Here is a 17452-nt window from a genome sequence, read left to right as displayed (position 1 = left end):
CTACTGTATTCGAATTGTTTTCCCGCGATCTGCCCGTTTCGCCCATTTTGCCGATCGAAAGATGCGCTTGATCAACCCCCGTTCACAATCTCGCGCCTAACGCCAGCGTTCGGGCGTTTCCCCAATGTCCAGGCCCGGCGCCAGCAGCCGGCTGGCCAAGGCCGCCAAGGTGGGCACATGGCCGGTGGTTTCCAGCCGCAGCAAGCCCACGCCCTCGGTGCGCAACAGGCCATGCTGGTGCAGTTGATGCTTGAGCCAGCGCGCCACGGGGGCGCCCGTTTCCAGCAAGGGCACGTCGGGTCCTGCTGCTTCCTGGATCGCATCGCGCAGAAAGGGAAAATGGGTGCAGCCCAGCACCAGCACGTCGGCCCCCGCCGCGCGCAAGGCGGCCACCGGCCCACTCACGGCCGCGTCGACTTCAGGCCCGGACAACGTGCCTTGCTCCACCAGCCGCACCCATTCCGGGCAGGGGTGCAACAGGATACGCACCTCGGGCGCTTCGCGTTGGACCAGGGTGGCGAATTTGGGGCTGGCCAAGGTGCCGGTGGTGGCGAACACGCCCACCACGCCGCTGTGCGTCAGGTGCGCGGCGGGTTTGATGGCCGGTTCCACGCCGATGATGATCAGGTCGGGATGGCGCTGGCGCAGCGGCGCGATGGCGGCGGCGGTTGCCGTGTTGCAAGCGACGACCATGGCCTTGGCCTGGCGCGAGACGAAGTAATCCGCCAAGGCGTAGGCACGCTCCAGGACGAACGCCTGCGTCTTGTCGCCATACGGCACATGCGCCGAATCGGCCACGTACAGCAATTGTTCCTGGGGCAGCGCCTCGCGGATGGCGCGCAGCACGCTCAGGCCGCCCACGCCGGAGTCGTACACGCCGATCAAGGAATCACTGGACATGATGGGAATGCCCCTCGTCCAGGCCCTCGGCGCGATGGCGGCGCACTTCGTCGATCAGTTTGCGCGTGGCGCCCGACAGCGGCGCGTCGCGCCAGATCAGGTTCAAGCCGGCGCGCAACGCCACGGGGCCCGTCACGTTCACGTACACCACACCTTCGATGTTGACCCGCCGCAAGGACGCCGGCACCAGCGATACGCCCAGGCCCGCCGCCACTAGGCTCAGCGTGGACAACATGCGCGGCGCTTCCTGCACCACGCGCGGGCTGAAGCCCGACGCGCTGCACGCCGTGATGATGGCGTCATACAGGCCGGGGCCGCTATGGCGGCGGTACAGAATCAGCGATTCCTCGGCCAGTTCCGCCAGCGCAATCTGCCGCCGGTCGCGACCCTTGACGAAGGGATGGTCCGCGGGAAAGGCGGCCAGCATGGTTTCTTCCAGCACGGTTTCTTCGGACACGCCCGGCGTGGTCAGGACCGTGCCACGAATGAAGGCCACGTCCACGCGGCCTTCGCTGACCGCGTCGCGCAGTTCGCCCGTGCTGCTTTCTTCCAGCACCAGCCGCACGTTGGGCGCGCTTTCGCGAAAACGGCGGATGACCGAGGGCACGAAGGGATGGAACGCGGCCGACCCCGTAAACCCCACCGTCAGCCGGCCGGCTTCGCCTTGCGAGACGCGGCGCACTCCGTCCACGGCCTGATCCACCAGTGCCAGGATGTTGCGGGCATCTTCCAACAACGCGCGGCCGCTTTCGGTAAGTTCCATGCCGCGCGGCAGCCGGTTGAATAAGGTCACGCCCAGCTCTTGTTCCAGCACGCGAATCTGCTGGCTAAGGGGAGGTTGGCGGATGCCCAGCCGCGCCGCGGCCTTGGTCAGGTGGGCCTCTTCGGCAACGGCCAGGAAGTAGCGCAGCAGGCGGAGATCAACTGATGCCATATGCAGTGAATATGAGTGTCGATGGGGTCATATATTAGACATTATCCGGGGCCAAGAGTAGGCTCCCGCCTTGTTATTTCTGCTGTGCGCTGCAATGCGCCAGCCCTTGCTCGCCGGCTATGCACCGGCTCTTCGTCCCATGAATGCAGCACCCTCCACCCTTGAGGCCGCCAACCGGCCGCCACCCACCTGTGGGCAGTTGTTCACCGGTTTTCTCATGCTGGGCCTGACCGCTTTTGGCGGGGCGCTACCCCTGGCGCGCCGCATGGTCGTTGAAAAGCACGGCTGGCTCAGCGGCGCTGAGTTTACCGACCTGCTGGGCCTGTGCCAGTTCCTGCCGGGCGGCAACATCATCAACCTGTCTGTCGCGCTGGGGATGAAATTTCGCGGGCCGCGGGGCGCTTTCGCGGCCTTGATGGGGCTGATCCTGGCGCCGTCGGCCATCGTCATTCTGTTGGGCATGGTGTACGACCGCTTTCAACACGACCCGCATATCCAGCACCTGTTCGCGGGCTTGGCGGCCGCGGCGGCGGGGCTGCTGATATCGATGGCGGTCAAGATCGGCGTGCCGGTCATCAAGCGGCGCGACTGGCTGGCGGGCGTGGTGGCCACGCTGTGCTTCGTGGCCATTGCCGTGCTGCGCATTCCGCTCTTGCCCACCATGGCGGTGCTGACGCCGTTGAGCATCCTGCTGGTCTGGAGGCAACGTCGATGATCCATACCCTGATTGCGCTGGCCCTGATCTTTTCCCAGCTTTCCGTGCTGGCGTTCGGCGGTGGCAACACCATCCTGCCCGAGATGCAGCGCCAGGTCGTGGACGTGCATGGCGGGATGACGGCCGCTGATTTTTCCGCGTTGTTCGCGCTGGGCCAGGCCGCGCCCGGCCCCAACCTGATGGTGGTGACGCTGGTGGGCTGGCACGTGGCCGGGTGGTGGGGCATGCTGGTGACCACCATTGCCAAGTTCGGCCCGTCGTCGCTCATCACCATCCTGGCGCTGGGCTTGTGGGAACGCTTCAAGGACCGCCCGTGGCGCGGCGTGATCCAGGCGGGCATCTTCCCGATGACGGTGGGCCTGGTGGCCGCCAGTGCTGCGCTGATCACCGAGGCCTCGGTGCATAGCTGGCTGCTGGGCGCAATCACGGCGGTGGTGGCCGTGCTGGGCAGCACGACGCGCATCCATCCCTTATGGCTCTTGTTCGGCGGCGCGCTGGTGGGTTTGCTGGCGATCGGTTAGCGTTGGGCTCTTGTCGCACGCGGGACCTTCGCACGTGGCCACCCGCACTCGGAGCCTTCATGACCAAGCCGATTCCGGACGAACCGCAGCCCGACGACGCCGCAACGGCCGTCGACCGCTTGCCTTTCTTTCACGCGCATCGGCGCCTGGTGCTGTGTGGCCTGTTATTCCTGGCGGTGGGCGCCGCGTCCTACGTCTGGAGCCGTTCCGCCGGCCTGGCGCTGCTGCTGGGTTTTGATGCGGCCGCGCTGGTGTTCCTGGTGCTGACGGCGCGGGTATTCGGCCAGGCCAGCCCGGCGTCCCTGCACGTGCGCGCCAAGCAGCAGGACGTCGGCCGCGTCGGCGTGTTGTGGAGCAGCGTGGCGCTGTCCTGCATGGTGCTGATGGCGCTGTGGGTCGAGCTGCATGGCGAAAACAGCCCGGGCGGCGCGTTGGCGGTGCTGGCGGCCGGCGCGACCATCGTGCTGGCATGGCTCTACATGAACATGATCTTTGCGCTGCACTATGCGCATGGCTATTACGGCCATCGCACGGGGGCGCACAAGGGGCTGGATTTTCCCGGTACGCAGGAACCCGACTACTGGGACTTTGCGTATTTCGCGCTGGTGCTGGGGATGACGTTCCAGGTGTCCGACGTACAGATCGTCAACCGCCGCGTACGCCGAATGGCGCTGATGCACAGCGTCATCGCGTTTTTCTTCAATGTGTTCATCATCGCGATCAGCGTGAACGTGGCGGCGGGTAAAGCGTAGTGTGTGGGGCAAGGCCCCACACACCTGGAAGGCATGGGTCACCGCTGGCGATCAGGCGGCGGCGCCCAATCTCCACAAGGACGTGACTTCCTTCGAACGCGCTGCATAGAGCGGGTCGCTGGGGTCTTTGGCGCGGCTGTGGGTGGGCCGGGTGTCGATGCGTTCGATGACGCGCAGGCCGGCGGCGTCGATCATTTCCAGCAACTGTTCGCGGGTGCGCAGGCCCAGGTGCTCGGCCAGGTCCGACAAGATCAGCCAGCCCTCGCCATTGGGCGTCAGGTGCGCCGTCAAACCGTTGAGAAAGCCGCGTAGCATGCGGCTGTCGGGGTCGTACACGGCTTGTTCCAGCGGCGAGCTGGGGCGCGCCGGCAGCCACGGCGGGTTGCAGACGACCAGCGACACGCGGCCTTCGGGGAACAGATCTGCCTCGACCACATCAACCTGCTTGGACAGGCCCAGCCGTTCCAGGTTTTCGCGGGCGCAAGCCAGCGCGCGCGGGTCCAGGTCGGTGGCGATGACACGCTTGCCGCCTCGGCGCGCAATCACGGCGGCCAGCACGCCGGTGCCGGTGCCGACATCAAACGCCACGCTGCCGCGCGGCATCGGCGTGTTCGCCACCAGGTCGACATATTCGCCACGCAGCGGCGAAAACACGCCGTAGTGCGGGTGGATGCGGTTGTTCAGCGCGGGAATCTCCACGCCTTTCTTGCGCCATTCAAAGGCGCCGATCAGGCCCAGCAGTTCGCGCAGCGACGCCACATAGGGTTCGTCGGCCGGGCCGTGGGCTTCTTCGCAGGCCTGGCGCGCATCCGGCGCGCGGCGCAGCGAAATGCCGTGGCCGGCGTCAAACGGAATCAGCAGCATGCCCAGGATGCGGGCGCGTTGGGATTGGATCTGGCGGTGCTGGTTGAAGGCTTCCAGCATGGTCTCGACGGGCTTGCGCGGACGCTTGTCCACGCGCCGGGTCATGGCCAGCAGCAACTGGCGGGCGTTCTGGAAGTCTCCGCGCCACAGCAGGCCCACGCCTTCGCAGGCTTGGCGATAGGCCATGTCGGCGGTCAGCTTGTCGTCCACCACCACCACGCGCTTGGGCGGCGTTGCGCCGGTTTCTGAGCGCCAGCGGGCGGTGTGGGAGATGTCGTTTTCTTCCCAGTGCAATTCGGGGGCGCTCAATGTGTCGCTCCGGCAAAGACGGGGGAATGGGTAAGAATCATGGGGACCAATAAAAAAAGATAGGGCGCGGGCTGCCAATGTAGCAGCTTCGCGCCCTGGGGCGGAGCACGGCGCGCCACGCGCCGTGCGGTCAGATCGGGGTCAGGCCGGGAGCAGACCCGGTCTCAGGCGGGCTCAGTGGAACAACACCACCGCCTTCTGCAACGTGATCCAGATGCCCCAGGCCAGCGGAATGCCCACGCAGGCCCAGGCGAACAGCACCAGCGCCATGGGCGTGCGGAAGGTGGACGCGCCCACGCCGTGGGTTTCGGCGGCTGCGGCGCGCTCGTGCGCCAGCGCCTTTTCCTGGGCCAGTTCTTCGTCCGTCATGAAGTACTTGGGGTTGACCGGGCGGATCGCCAGATTGCACAGGAAGCCCAGCACCAGCATGCCCGCCAGGATGTACATGGTGATGTCGTACACCTGCGCGCGCGGCACGCCGATCGACAACTGGTATTCACGGATGTAGTTCACCAGCACCGGGCCGAAGATACCGGCCGCCGACCACGCGGTCAGCAGGCGGCCGTGGATGGCGCCCACCATCTGCGTGCCGAACAGGTCCGCCAGGTAGGCGGGCACCGTGGCGAAACCGCCGCCGTACATGGACAGGATCACGCAGAACGCGGCCACGAACAGGGCCAGCGCGCCGATGTGCGCCGTCCAGGGAATGGCGGCGTACAGCACGAAGCCCAGCACGAAGAAGATCAGATAGGTCATCTTGCGGCCCAGCTTGTCCGACAGGCTGGCCCAGAAGAAACGCCCGCCGATATTGAACAGGCTGAGCAGGCCGGTGAAGCCGGCCGCAATGGCTGCAATGGCGGCCAATTGTTCCTTGTCCAGTTGGCCAAAGCCCAGTTCCGGCTTGTTGATCAGCCCGCCGCCAAACACTTCCTGCAGCAAGGGCGAGGCCATGCCCAGAATGCCGATGCCGGCCGTGACGTTCAGGCACAGCACCAGCCACACCAGCCAGAACTGCGGCACGCCCCAGACGCGCTTCACGTGGACGTGGCCCTTGGTGATCATCGCGTTGTTGGCATGCTTGGCCGGTGCGGTCCAGCCTTGCGGCTTCCAGCCGGTGGGCGGCACGCGGTAACCCAGCGCGCCCGACATCATGAACACGAAGTACACCAGCGCCATGGTCAGGAAGGTCTGCCAGACGCCGGCCGAGGTGGGCGTGGCGAAGTGGCGCATCAGCATGTCGGCCAGCGGCGCGCCGATCATCGCGCCGCCGCCAAAACCCATGATCGCCATGCCGGTAGCCATGCCGCGGCGGTCGGGAAACCATTTGATCAGCGTGCTGACGGGCGAGATATACCCCAGCCCCAGCCCGATGCCGCCAATGACGCCGGACCCCAGCCACAGCATCCACATCTGATGCAGGTACACGCCGATGGCCGAAATGACCAGCCCGCCGCACCAGCACACCGCTGACACTACGCCTGCCTTGCGCGGGCCGGCGCGTTCCAGCCAGCCGCCCCACAGCGCCGCCGAGCAGCCCAGCAGCACGAAGAACAGCGTGTACATCCAGCCCATGGTGGAAATGCGCCAGTCGCAACTGGTGGTGAACAGTTCGGCGGCCAGGCTCATGTCGGCCGGGCAGGCCAGCGGCTGGGCGCCGCCCACCACCTTGGACAGCGGCAACCAGAAGACCGAAAAGCCGTAGGCCATGCCGATGCACAAATGGATGGCCAAGGCGGCCGGCGGCACCAGCCAGCGCGAGAAACCCGGCCCGGCGATGGTGCGTTCTTTGTCAAAAAAACCCGGCTTGGCGCCGGGCAAGTCCAAGGTGGCGGTGCTTTCCATACAGTCTCCTCTGGGGTGCGGCTTTATTGCCGCTTTGTTTGTTTTTTTGTTTTGCTTGCCCGCTAGCCCACGCGGGGCGCGGGCGTCAGGCGCTGGCGGTTCTGCGTGACCGCCTCCAGCACCAGCGGATGCAATTGTTCGTCGCCGGCATCGCCGTCGGGGGTGGCCGCCAGGAAGCCGAGCAGCTCGTTGCGCATGCGTGGTTCCCAGAACTTGTGGATATGGTTGGCCACGCCTTCCAGCGCTTCGTGGCGGTCCGGCATGGCATCAAAGAACTGGCCGATGCGGTTGGCCATGCGGATCAGGTTGCCGATTTCCATTACGTGTCTAAGTCCAATTCAGGGTCCGATTCTGAGACCGGTTCAAGGTCCGGTTCATGGTCCGGCTCATGGTTCGGTTCAAGGCCCGATTCAGGGGATGATTCGTTCGGCGTGGGAATACAGCGTGGCATCGTCGCCGCGCATGAAACCCACCAGGCTGACGTTGGCGTCGTGCGCCAGGCGGATGGCCAACGCCGTGGGGGCGGACACCGCCGCCAGCACGGCCACGCCGGCCGCCGCCGTCTTCTGCACCATTTCAAAACTGGCGCGGCTGGACACCAGCACGATGCCGTTGCCGGCATGCATGGCCTGGCGCGCCAGCGCGCCAATCAGCTTGTCCAGCGCGTTGTGGCGGCCCACGTCTTCGCGCACCAGCGCCACCACGCCATCGGCGCCCGCCCAGCCCGCCGCGTGCGTGGCGCCCGTGATGTCGTGCAGCGCCTGGCGCGCGCGCATGTCGCGCATGGCGTTCAGCACGGCCTGGATGCGCACGGACGTCCCGTTCGTCACCGGCGCCACCGGGCGCAGCACTTCGGGCAGCGTCTCCACGCCGCACAGGCCGCAGCCGGTGCGGCCTGCCATGGCGCGCCGTCGCGTTTTCAGGCGCACTTCGCAGGCGCTGGATATTTCCACCTGCACCACGATGCCGTCGCACTGCGGCAGCACATCAATGCCGCGCACATCGCTGACGCTGTCGATGATGCCTTCCGACAACGAAAAGCCCACCGCAAAGTCTTCCAGGTCGGCGGGGGTGGCCAGCATGGTGGCGTGGCTGATGCCGTTGAACTCCAACGCCACCGGCGTTTCCTCGGCAACGAAGTCAGACTCGGTGGCCGGGGCGATGGCCCCGGCCCGCACGCGCGTAACCTGGGTCGGCGTGCAGTCGGGGCGAGAGGACGGGGGCGTGGGGGCGGTCATGGCATCCAGGGCTGTAGGGCGTTATTTCCCGGTCAGCGCCGCTTCGTTTTCGCGCGATCGCTCGCGCAGCAGCTTTTGCTGGATGTCGGCAAAGCGCGACCACTGGCGCTGCCATTCCGAAGGCTGGGACACGCGCGTGACCTGCACGGCCGTGACCTTGTATTCGGGGCAGTTGGTCGCCCAGTCGGAGGCATCCGTCGTGACGACGTTGGCGCCGGACTCGGGAAAGTGAAACGTGGTGTATACCACGCCCGGTTGCACCCGGTCGGTCAGTGTGGCGCGCAGCACGGTCTCGCCCGCGCGGCTTTGAATGCCCACCCAATCGCCTTCCGCTACACCCCGGTCCTCGGCGTCTTGCGGATGCAGTTCCAGCACGTCTTCGCCATGCCACATGACGTTGGGCGTGCGCCGCGTCTGCGCCCCCACGTTGTATTGCGACAGAATGCGGCCGGTGGTCAGCAGCAGCGGGAAACGGCGCGTGCTGCGTTCATCGGTCGGCACGTACTTGGTGATCATGAACTTGCCCTTGCCGCGCACAAAGGTATCGATGTGCATGATGGGCGTGCCTTCCGGCGCGTCGTCGTTGCACGGCCATTGCAGGCTGCCCAGCTTGTCCAGCTTGTCGTAGCTGACGCCCGCGAATGTCGGCGTCAGCCGCGCGATTTCTTCCATGATCTGGCGCGGGTGCGTGTAGTTCATGGGATAGCCCAGCGCGTTGGACAGCGCCACGGTCACTTCCCAGTCTGACTTGCCGTTCTTGGGCTCCATCACCTTGCGCACGCGCGAGATGCGGCGTTCGGCGTTGGTGAAGGTGCCGTCCTTTTCCAGGAACGACGACCCCGGCAGGAACACGTGCGCGTACTTCGCGGTTTCGTTCAGGAACAGGTCCTGCACCACGATGCACTCCATGGCCGCCAGCGAGGCCGCCACGTGCTGCGTGTTGGGGTCGGACTGCACGATGTCCTCGCCCTGGCAGTACAGACCCTTGAAGGATCCGCCCAGCGCTGCTTCGAACATGTTCGGTATGCGCAGGCCGGGTTCAGGCTGCAAGGTTACGCCCCAATCCTTTTCGAATTGCGCGCGCACCGTGTTGTCGGAAATGTGGCGGTAGCCGGGCAGCTCATGCGGGAACGAGCCCATGTCGCACGAGCCCTGCACGTTGTTCTGGCCGCGCAGCGGGTTCACGCCCACGCCCTCGCGGCCGACGTTGCCGGTGGCCATGGCCAGGTTGGCAATCGCCATCACGGTGGTGGACCCCTGGCTGTGCTCGGTCACGCCCAGGCCGTAATAGATGGACCCGTTGCCGCCGGTGGCGAAGAGGCGCGCCGCGCCGCGCACGTCTTGCGCCGGCACGCCCGTGATCTCGGCCATGGCTTCCGGCGAGTTCTCGGGCAAGGACACGAAGTCGCGCCATTCGTTGAAGGCCTTGGTTTCGCAGCGCTCGGCCACGAAGGCGTCATCGATCAGGCCTTCGGTGGCGATCACGTGGGCCAGCGACGACAGCAGCGCGGTGTTGGTGCCCGGCCGCACTTGCAGATGGAAGTCGGCCTTGATGTGCGGGGAACTGACCAGTTCGATGCGGCGCGGGTCGATCACGATCAGGCGCGCGCCTTCGCGCAGCCGACGCTTCAGGCGCGAGGCAAACACCGGGTGGCCGCTGCTGGGGTTGGCGCCCATCACGATCACCACGTCGGTGTGCATGACGGAGTCGAACGTTTGCGTGCCGGCGGATTCGCCCAAGGTCTGCTTCAGGCCGTAGCCGGTAGGCGAATGGCAGACGCGCGCGCAGGTGTCGACGTTGTTGGTGCCGAAGGCCGCGCGCACCAGCTTTTGCACCAGCCAGGTTTCTTCGTTGGTGCAGCGCGACGAGGTAATGCCGCCCACGGCGTCGCGGCCGTACTCGCTTTGGATGCGGCGGAATTCAGAGGCCGCGTAGTTGATGGCCTCGTCCCAGGACACTTCCTTCCAGGAATCGGTGATGTGCTTGCGGATCATGGGTTTCAGCACACGTTCCTTGTGCGTCGCGTAGCCCCATGCAAAGCGGCCCTTCACACAGGAATGGCCGCGATTGGCCTGGCCGTCTTTCCACGGCACCATGCGCACCACTTCCTGGCCCTTCATCTCGGCCTTGAAGCCACAGCCCACGCCGCAATAGGCGCAGGTGGTGACCACCGAGTGCTCGGCCTGCCCCATCATGATGACGGTCTTTTCTTGCAGGGTGGATGTGGGGCAGGCCTGCACGCAGGCGCCGCAGGACACGCATTCGCTGTCCAGGAAGGGCTGGTCCTGCCCGGGCGACACGCGCGACTCAAAGCCCTTGCCGGATATCGTCAACGCGAAGGTGCCCTGCGTTTCTTCGCAGGCGCGCACGCAGCGGTTGCAGACGATGCACTTGGACGCGTCGTAGCTGAAGTAGGGGTTGGAGTCGTCGACCTTGGCGTCCAGGTGGTTGGCGCCGTTGTAGCCGTAGCGCACATTGCGCAGGCCCACCACGCCGGCCATGTCCTGCAATTCGCAGTCGCCGTTGGCGGGGCAGGTCAGGCAGTCCAGCGGGTGGTCCGAGATGTACAGCTCCATCACGCCGCGACGCAGTTCGTGCAGCTTGGGTGTTTCGGTAAAGACCACCATGCCGTTTTCCGCCGGCGTGGTGCACGACGCGGGATAGCCACGCCGGCCTTCGATCTGCACCAGGCACAGGCGGCAGGATCCAAACGGTTCCAGGCTGTCGGTGGCGCACAGCTTGGGGATGTTGATGCCGGCCTCGGCGGCCGCGCGCATCAGGGACGTGCCTTCGGGCACGCGGATTTCCTGGCCGTCGATGGTCAGGGTGACGGTGTTCTCGGACACGCGGGCCGGTGTGCCCAGGTCGCGTTCGCGCTTGATAACGGTTTCCAGCATGGTCGCCTCTCGGGTTCAGGCCGCGTGCGCGGCAGACTGCGAGGACTCGATGCCGAAGTCCTGCGGAAAGTGGTTCAGCGCGGACAGCACGGGGTAGGGCGCCATGCCCCCCAGCGCGCACAGCGAACCGCCCATCATCGTGTCGCACAGGTCGCGCAGCAGATGCACCTGCTGTTCGCGTTGCCGGGCGTCGGCCCCGGGCGCCGCGATCTTGTCGATGGTTTCGACGCCGCGCGTCGAACCAATGCGGCAGGGCGTGCATTTGCCGCAGGATTCAATGGCGCAGAATTCCATCGCGTAGCGCGCCATGCGCGCCATGTCGACGGTGTCGTCAAACGCCACCAGCCCGCCGTGGCCGATCATGGCCGAGATCTGGATATAGGCCTCGTAGTCCAGCGGCACGTCCCATTGCGATTCGGGCAGATAGGCGCCCAGCGGCCCGCCCACCTGCACGGCGCGCAGGGGCCGCCCCGAGGCGCTGCCGCCGCCGAATTCATAGAGCAGGTCGCGCAGGCTCAGGCCGAAGGCCTTCTCCACCAGCCCGCCTTGCTTCAGGTTGCCCGCCAACTGGAAGGGCAGCGTCCCATGCGAACGGCCCACGCCGTAATCGCGGTAGTAGGTGGCGCCCTTGGCCAGGATGATGGGCACGGTAGCCAGCGAGATCACGTTGTTGATCACGGTGGGTTTGCCGAACAGGCCCGAGATGGCAGGCAGCGGCGGCTTGGCGCGCACCACGCCGCGCTTGCCCTCCAGGCTTTCCAGCAACGAGGTTTCTTCGCCGCAGATGTAGGCGCCCGCGCCCTTGCGCACTTCCAGGTCGAAGCGGCGACCGCTGCCGTGCACGTCCGCGCCCAGCCAGCCCACGCTGCGGGCGCGGGTGATGGCCGCTTCCAGCGTGGCGATGGCGTGCGGGTATTCCGAGCGTACGTAGATGTAGCCGTAGCTTGCGCCCACGGCCAGCCCGGCGATGGTCATGCCTTCGATCAGCACGTAGGGGTCGCCTTCCATCAACAGGCGGTCGGCGAAGGTGCCCGAGTCGCCTTCGTCGGCGTTGCACACGATGTATTTCTGGTCGCTGGGCGTGCCCGCTACCGTCTTCCATTTGATGCCGGTGGGGAACGCCGCGCCGCCACGCCCGCGCAGGCCCGAGGTGACCATTTCGTCAATGATGGCGGCCGGCTCCATCGCCAGCGCGCGCTTCAAGCCCGCCAGGCCGCCGTGCGCGGCATAGTCCTGCAAGGACAGCGGGTCGATCACGCCGACGCGGGCGAAGGTCAGGCGTTCCTGGTGTTTCAGGTAGGGGATGTCTTCGGTCAGGCCCAGGCACAGGGGGTGGGACGATGCGGTTTTGGCTGCGGCGTTGCCGTCGCCGTTGCCAGGGCTCAGCCACCCGGCGTCGAACAAACCGGCCACGTCTTCCGGCGCCACCGGGCCGTAGGCCACGCGACCGTCGTGCGTGGCCACTTCCACCAGCGGTTCCAGCCACAAGAGCCCGCGCGAGCCGTTGCGCACCACTTGCACGGCCACGCCGCGTTCATCGGCGATGCGTTCAATTTCATGGGCCACGGCATCGGCGTCCATGGCCAGTGCCGCGGCGTCGCGCGGCACGTAGATGACGACGGGGGCGCTCATGGCGTGGTCTCCGGCGTGCGGTCCACGGTGCGCGCCAACAAGCGGTCCAGCTTGTCTGGTGTAACGCGGGCATGCGGCTGGCCGTCGATCATGACGGCGGGCGACTGGGCGCACAGCCCCAGGCAATAGACGGGTTCCAGCGTGAAATTGCCGTCGGCCGTGCTGGCATGAAAGTCGCAGCCCAGGCGGGCGCGGGCATGTGCCGCCAGCGGCTCGCTACCCATGGCCTGACAGGATTCGGCGCGGCAGACTTCCAGCGTGTGGCGCGCGGCCGGCTGGCTGCGAAAGTGCGGGTAGAAGGTGATGACGCCGTGCACTTCAGCGCGGGACAGGTTCAGGGCCTCGGCGATGGTTTGCACCGCCTCGGCCGGAATACAGCCCAATTCGTGCTGCACCTCGTGCAGTACCGGCAGCAGGGGGCCGGGCAGGTCTTTCAGCCGCGCCAGGATGCGCGCGGTGGTTGCGATGGCGGGGGTGGCGGACGCCTGGGCGGCGTCCAGCGCCAGTTGGCCGCCACGGGCGCCGCCGCTGGATGCCAGGTCGGATTTTGCCTCGCGCTGATGCACGGTGGTCTCCTCCAATGTTGCGGGCCCCGTTCAGGGGTCTGTGGTTCGGGTCAGGTCCTGATGGCGTTTAATATGTTTTTAAAAACATAATAAAAGCCCGGCTGCCGCGTTATTTGTGTACTCTAACCACGTACTTGGCTGTCTTCAATAAGAAAGAAATGACATATAAGTTTCGTATCGGCCTGCGGCCGCAGTGGACCTTGGGCGGGGGTGACGACACGGCGCCCGTGCCTTTGCAAGACATGCTTGCGCTGCTTGCCGCCATAGACGCCACCGGCAATATCTCGGGCGCTTGCCGCGCCTGCGGGTTGTCGTACCGGCATGCCTGGGGCGTGCTGCGCCGGTTCGAAACCACCTTCGGCACGCAATTGCTGATCACGAATCGGCGCCAGGGCACGCAACTGTCGCCGTTCGCACAGCGCCTGCTGTGGGCCAACCGCCGCATCGAGGCGCGCTTGATGCCCACGCTGGACAGCATGGCGTCGGAATTGCAGGAAGAGCTGGAACGGCTGCTGCCCGAAAGCGGCCCGCACTTGCGGCTGCACGCCAGCCACGGGTTCGCGGTGGAATCGCTGATGCAGCACATGGGCGACCGAAAACCCGGGCTGGAACTGCGTTATCGCACCGCGATCGAGGCGTTGGCATCGTTGGAGCGCCATGAGTGCGACCTGGCTGGCTTTCAGGTGCCGCTGGGCGATTTTGAATCGCCCATCATGGAGCGCTATGCGCAGTGGCTGCACGCCGACGACTACCTGCTGATCCATCTGGCCGTGCGTAATACCGGCCTGTTTGTCACGGCCGGCAACCCTAAGCAGATCCGTGGCATGGCCGACCTGGCGCGTCAGGACGTGCGCTTCGTAAACCGCCAGATCGGGTCCAGCACCCGCTACCTGGTGGGGCTGATGCTGCAACGCGCCGGGGTGTCCATCGGTGAGGTCCAGGGCTACGAAACCAATGAATTCACGCACATGGCCATTGCCGCGCACATTGCCAGCGGCATGGCGGACACGGGCGTGGGGGTGGAGACGGCCGCCTGCCGGTTCGGGCTGGACTTCATTCCGCTGGTGCGCGAACGCTACTTCTTCGCCATCCGCAAGTCGTCGCTGGAGACGCCCGCCATGCAGGACCTGCTGTCCATCATGCGCAGTGCCGATTACGTGGGCTATGTGGGGCAACTGGTGGGCTACGACGCCCAGGACACCGGCCGTTTGCAAACCCTGGAAGAGGCTTTCGCGTAGGCGGGGCCGCCCGGACCCTGGCCGCCGATATATGATCGCCCCATGAGCAAAGTGATATTCCTTGCCGATGAACGGGCCAAACCCGGGGCCAAGCCCGGGGCCAAGCCCGGGTTCAACCCCGGCGCTGACCCTGGATCCACCCCCGGCGCCAACCGTTCCGCCTGGCCCGCGCCTGGCGAGCTGCCGCCGGACGGCCAGCCCGCGCTGGACCAGCGCGCGCGTCCGCTGCGCGATCTGCGTATCTCCGTCACCGACCGCTGCAACTTCCGCTGCACCTACTGCATGCCGCGCGAAGTGTTCGACGCCAGCTATACCTTCATGCCGCATTCGGCGCTGCTGTCCTTTGAGGAAATCAGCCGCCTGGCCGGCATCTTCACGCAGTTGGGCGTGGAAAAAATCCGGCTGACGGGCGGCGAACCGCTGCTGCGCAAGCACCTGGAAAACCTGGTGGGCCAACTGGCTGCGCTGCGCACGCCGGCGGGCCTTCCGCTGGACCTTACCCTGACGACCAATGGCAGCGTGCTGGCGCGCAAGGCGGCCGATCTGAAAGCGGCTGGGCTGACGCGCGTAACCGTCAGCCTGGACGCGCTGGACGCCTCCATGTTCCAGGACATGAGCGACAGCGGCTTCACGCCCGACGACGTGCTGCGCGGCATCGACGCCGCGGCCGAGGCCGGCCTGGCGCCGGTAAAGGTCAACATGGTGGTGCGACGCGGCCTGAACGACGGGCAGATCCTGCCCATGGCCGAACGCTTTCGCTACAGCGGCCACATCCTGCGCTTTATCGAATACATGGACGTGGGCAACACCAACGGCTGGAACCTGACGGAAGTGGTGCCTAGCCAGGAAGTGCTGGACCGCATCGGCGCGGTGTACCCGCTGGAACCCGTGCAGACGGACGACATGGGCCGCGTGGCCGAACGCTGGCGCTATGCGGACGGCGGCGGCGAAATCGGCGTCATATCCAGCGTCACGCAGGCCTTCTGCGGTGGCTGTACGCGCGCGCGCCTGTCGCCCGAGGGCAAGCTCTATCTGTGCCTGTTCGCGCACGACGGCTTTGACCTGCGCACCCCCTTGCGCGACGGCGCAAGCGACGCCGAACTGGCCGCTATCCTGGCGGGCATCTGGGCCGGCCGCCACGACAATTATTCCGAACTGCGCGGCCGCAACATGGCGGACGCCACGCCAACTTCCGGCCGCAAGGTCGAGATGAGCTACATCGGTGGCTGACGCGCCCCTGCCGTTACCCCGGGCACGCATCGCCGGGTTGATCCTGGCGGGCGGGCAGGGCGAGCGCATGGCCCATCAGGACAAGGGCCTGGTCTTGCTGAACGGCGAACCCATGGTGGCGCACGTGGCGCAACGATTGGCGCCGCAGGTAGGGCGGCTGATCATCAGCGCCAACCGGCATGCCGAACGTTATGCGCAATACGGCGCGGTGGTGGCGGACGGCGAGCCCGCGCTGGGCGACTTTCAAGGCCCGCTGGTGGGGATCGCGGCGGGGCTTGCCGCAGCGTCACACGCTGACGACGACTGGGTAGTTGCCGTGCCCTGCGACACGCCTTTTCTGCCCCTTGACCTTGCAGCGCGGCTGATTGCCACAGCGGTTTCCGCCCAGGCCCGGCTGGCCTATGCCACGGCGGGCGGCCAACGCCATGCCGCTTGCATGGCGTTGCGCCCATCGCTCTTGCCAGACCTGCGCGCCTATCTGCTGGCGGGCGACCGCAAGGTGGGCTTGTGGCAGGCTCGCGTGGGCGGCGTGGCAGCGTGTTTTGACGACGCGCCAGACGCCTTCATGAACGTGAACACGCCCGAAGAACTGGCCGAGGCTGAACGCTACGCCAGCCAGTGCCGCATGTCGTAGTAGGGCACGCGGTCGCCGTCATTCACCAGCACGTCGGCCGGCAAGCGCGCCAGCCCCGTGGCCCAGGGCAGAGAACTGATCACCCCCGACCCTTGATGGCCATACGGCACGAGCTCGGCGGTGCCGTCTTTCGCCACGCGGCGCTGCACGCGCAGAAATTCCTCGCGCCCGTCCTGGCGCGGATGGTCGGTGCGCAGCGGCAGCAGATTGACGGGCGGGAAGATGTCTTCGCGGCCCTGCATGCGCCGCATCAGTGGCGATACCAGCATGGCGAAGACCGCGTAGGCCGACACCGGATTGCCCGGCAGGCTGACCACGGGCTTGCCTCCAATCTGGGCCAACGCCACCGGCTTGCCGGGCTTCATGCGGACTTTCCATAGCGATAGTTCACCGCCCAAGGTGGCCAGGGCGGGCTTGACCAGATCGCGTTCGCCCACCGACACCCCGCCCACGCTCAGCACCAGATCGCAATCAGCCAGCAAAGTCTTGAACGCGGCCAACAGTTCTTCTTCGGTGTCGCGCGCGTGCAGCACGTGCACGGGGACGGCGCCCAGGCCGCGCGCCAGCGCCGCCAGCATGGGGCCGTTGGAGTTGTAGATCTGTTCGGGCGCGCGCGGCGTGCCAGGCGGCACGAGCTCGTCGCCCGTGGTCAGGATGCCCACGCGCAACCGGCCCATCACCGGCACGGTGGCCAGCCCTTGCGAGGCCAGCAACGCTACGTGCGCGGCTTGCAGCATGGCGCCGGCCGCCAGCAATGGCGCGCCGGCCATCGTGTCTTCACCCCGGCGGCGGATGTGCTGGCCGGGGGCGGGCGCGCGTGTGATCTCTACCTGGTTGTCGGCTTCGACGGCGTCTTCCTGCATGACGACGGTGTCCGCGCCATCGGGAATCAGGCTGCCGGTAAACAGACGGATGGCGTGGCCGGGCTTGAGCGGTTCGGGCACGTCGCCCGCGTAGCAGCGCTGCTGGATGGGCAGGCGGGCGCCGGCGCGCCAGTCGGCCACGCGCAGCGCGTAGCCGTCCATGGCGCTGTTGTCGGCCGGCGGGATGTCCACCGTGGCTTGCAGATCGGTTGCCAGCACGCGGCCGGCAACCTCGTTCAGTTCAATTTCTTCGCGGCGTTGCAGCGGCCCGGCCGCGTTGGCCAGCAGGGTCTGGGCGTGATCAAAATCCAGCATG

At 66.5% G+C, this 17452-nt stretch carries 16 protein-coding genes; 6 read left to right on the top strand and 10 right to left on the bottom strand.

Features of this window, described 5'->3' with window-relative positions; translation table 11 throughout:
* Positions 1 to 96: 96 nt before the first annotated feature.
* Positions 97 to 900, bottom strand: coding sequence for a glutamate racemase (gene murI / locus M2361_RS13305; RefSeq protein ID WP_259249634.1), 804 nt, complete (start codon positions 898 to 900; stop codon positions 97 to 99).
* Entirely contained in the window at positions 890 to 1834 is a 945-nt protein-coding gene (locus tag M2361_RS13300; protein ID WP_259249632.1) for a LysR substrate-binding domain-containing protein, read from the bottom strand. Before M2361_RS13300 ends, murI begins: the two co-directional genes overlap by 11 nt.
* Positions 1835 to 1973: 139 nt before the next feature.
* On the opposite strand from M2361_RS13300, the gene M2361_RS13295 reads away from it, so the two are divergent.
* The 3 genes from M2361_RS13295 to M2361_RS13285 are packed head-to-tail and all read left to right on the top strand — an operon-like array spanning position 1974 to position 3822.
* Positions 1974 to 2549 carry a chromate transporter gene (locus M2361_RS13295; protein ID WP_100854781.1) on the top strand — a complete coding sequence of 192 codons (576 nt, stop codon included), beginning with the start codon at positions 1974 to 1976 and terminating at the stop codon, positions 2547 to 2549.
* Positions 2546 to 3070 (top strand): chromate transporter, encoded by a 525-nt coding sequence (locus M2361_RS13290; RefSeq protein WP_259249630.1) that lies wholly within the window; start codon positions 2546 to 2548, stop codon positions 3068 to 3070. The genes M2361_RS13295 and M2361_RS13290 overlap by 4 nt, the downstream gene beginning before the upstream one ends.
* Before the next feature lie 59 nt (positions 3071 to 3129).
* Positions 3130 to 3822: a DUF1345 domain-containing protein gene (locus M2361_RS13285; RefSeq protein WP_259249626.1), complete on the top strand. Its 693-nt coding sequence runs from the start codon at positions 3130 to 3132 to the stop codon at positions 3820 to 3822.
* Positions 3823 to 3873: 51 nt separating this feature from the next.
* Here the strand turns inward: M2361_RS13285 and M2361_RS13280 are convergent, their stop codons facing one another.
* The 7 genes from M2361_RS13280 to M2361_RS13250 all read right to left on the bottom strand — a co-directional run bounded on the left by M2361_RS13280 (position 3874) and on the right by M2361_RS13250 (position 13171).
* Entirely contained in the window at positions 3874 to 4995 is a 1122-nt protein-coding gene (locus M2361_RS13280) for a class I SAM-dependent methyltransferase (protein WP_259249625.1), read from the bottom strand.
* A gap of 174 nt (positions 4996 to 5169) precedes the next feature.
* Positions 5170 to 6837: an OFA family MFS transporter gene (locus M2361_RS13275; protein ID WP_259249623.1), complete on the bottom strand. Its 1668-nt coding sequence runs from the start codon at positions 6835 to 6837 to the stop codon at positions 5170 to 5172.
* 62 nt (positions 6838 to 6899) lie between these two features.
* Positions 6900 to 7157: a formate dehydrogenase subunit delta gene (locus tag M2361_RS13270; RefSeq protein WP_100854786.1), complete on the bottom strand. Its 258-nt coding sequence runs from the start codon at positions 7155 to 7157 to the stop codon at positions 6900 to 6902.
* Positions 7158 to 7247: 90 nt separating this feature from the next.
* Positions 7248 to 8075, bottom strand: coding sequence for a formate dehydrogenase accessory sulfurtransferase FdhD (gene fdhD, locus M2361_RS13265; RefSeq protein ID WP_259249621.1), 828 nt, complete (start codon positions 8073 to 8075; stop codon positions 7248 to 7250).
* A gap of 21 nt (positions 8076 to 8096) precedes the next feature.
* Entirely contained in the window at positions 8097 to 10973 is a 2877-nt protein-coding gene (gene fdhF, locus M2361_RS13260; RefSeq protein WP_259249619.1) for a formate dehydrogenase subunit alpha, read from the bottom strand.
* A 15-nt stretch (positions 10974 to 10988) separates the two neighbouring features.
* The gene (locus M2361_RS13255) at positions 10989 to 12605 is read right to left on the bottom strand and encodes an NADH-quinone oxidoreductase subunit NuoF (RefSeq protein WP_259249618.1); all 1617 of its coding nucleotides are present in this window, start codon (positions 12603 to 12605) and stop codon (positions 10989 to 10991) included.
* Positions 12602 to 13171: a formate dehydrogenase subunit gamma gene (locus M2361_RS13250; protein ID WP_259249615.1), complete on the bottom strand. Its 570-nt coding sequence runs from the start codon at positions 13169 to 13171 to the stop codon at positions 12602 to 12604. The genes M2361_RS13255 and M2361_RS13250 overlap by 4 nt, the downstream gene beginning before the upstream one ends.
* A 158-nt stretch (positions 13172 to 13329) precedes the next feature.
* On the opposite strand from M2361_RS13250, the gene M2361_RS13245 reads away from it, so the two are divergent.
* From M2361_RS13245 to mobA, 3 genes are read left to right on the top strand one after another with little or no spacing between them, the layout of a single operon-like run.
* On the top strand, positions 13330 to 14409 hold the full coding sequence (locus M2361_RS13245) for a substrate-binding domain-containing protein (RefSeq protein ID WP_230695270.1): 1080 nt from the start codon (positions 13330 to 13332) through the stop codon (positions 14407 to 14409).
* A 42-nt stretch (positions 14410 to 14451) separates the two neighbouring features.
* Complete coding sequence (gene moaA / locus M2361_RS13240) at positions 14452 to 15639, top strand: GTP 3',8-cyclase MoaA (RefSeq protein ID WP_259249613.1); 1188 nt, start codon at positions 14452 to 14454, stop codon at positions 15637 to 15639.
* On the top strand, positions 15632 to 16273 hold the full coding sequence (mobA, locus tag M2361_RS13235) for a molybdenum cofactor guanylyltransferase MobA (protein ID WP_259249610.1): 642 nt from the start codon (positions 15632 to 15634) through the stop codon (positions 16271 to 16273). The genes moaA and mobA overlap by 8 nt, the downstream gene beginning before the upstream one ends.
* Here mobA and glp read toward each other — a convergent pair.
* Positions 16246 to 17451 (bottom strand): gephyrin-like molybdotransferase Glp, encoded by a 1206-nt coding sequence (gene glp, locus M2361_RS13230; protein ID WP_259249608.1) that lies wholly within the window; start codon positions 17449 to 17451, stop codon positions 16246 to 16248. The genes mobA and glp overlap by 28 nt on opposite strands.
* Between the last annotated feature and the right edge of the window lies 1 nt (position 17452).

The sequence above is a fragment of the Achromobacter sp. JUb104 genome (assembly GCF_024806975.1).
Taxonomy (GTDB): Bacteria; Pseudomonadota; Gammaproteobacteria; order Burkholderiales; family Burkholderiaceae_B; genus Achromobacter; species Achromobacter spanius.
Note: the sequence above shows the minus strand (reverse complement) of the source record. Positions and strands in the feature narration are given on the sequence as shown.

Bases quoted from the DNA above. Each gene is read 5' to 3' on its own strand.
- M2361_RS13270 (WP_100854786.1), bottom strand. From the start codon at position 7,157: ATGGAAATCGGCAACCTGATCCGCATGGCCAACCGCATCGGCCAGTTC.
- murI (WP_259249634.1), bottom strand. From the start codon at position 900: ATGTCCAGTGATTCCTTGATCGGCGTGTACGACTCCGGCGTGGGCGGC.
- moaA (WP_259249613.1), top strand. From the start codon at position 14,452: ATGAGCAAAGTGATATTCCTTGCCGATGAACGGGCCAAACCCGGGGCC.
- M2361_RS13255 (WP_259249618.1), bottom strand. From the start codon at position 12,605: ATGAGCGCCCCCGTCGTCATCTACGTGCCGCGCGACGCCGCGGCACTG.
- M2361_RS13275 (WP_259249623.1), bottom strand. From the start codon at position 6,837: ATGGAAAGCACCGCCACCTTGGACTTGCCCGGCGCCAAGCCGGGTTTT.
- M2361_RS13285 (WP_259249626.1), top strand. From the start codon at position 3,130: ATGACCAAGCCGATTCCGGACGAACCGCAGCCCGACGACGCCGCAACG.
- M2361_RS13290 (WP_259249630.1), top strand. From the start codon at position 2,546: ATGATCCATACCCTGATTGCGCTGGCCCTGATCTTTTCCCAGCTTTCC.
- fdhD (WP_259249621.1), bottom strand. From the start codon at position 8,075: ATGACCGCCCCCACGCCCCCGTCCTCTCGCCCCGACTGCACGCCGACC.
- M2361_RS13300 (WP_259249632.1), bottom strand. From the start codon at position 1,834: ATGGCATCAGTTGATCTCCGCCTGCTGCGCTACTTCCTGGCCGTTGCC.
- fdhF (WP_259249619.1), bottom strand. From the start codon at position 10,973: ATGCTGGAAACCGTTATCAAGCGCGAACGCGACCTGGGCACACCGGCC.
- M2361_RS13295 (WP_100854781.1), top strand. From the start codon at position 1,974: ATGAATGCAGCACCCTCCACCCTTGAGGCCGCCAACCGGCCGCCACCC.
- M2361_RS13245 (WP_230695270.1), top strand. From the start codon at position 13,330: ATGACATATAAGTTTCGTATCGGCCTGCGGCCGCAGTGGACCTTGGGC.
- glp (WP_259249608.1), bottom strand. From the start codon at position 17,451: ATGCTGGATTTTGATCACGCCCAGACCCTGCTGGCCAACGCGGCCGGG.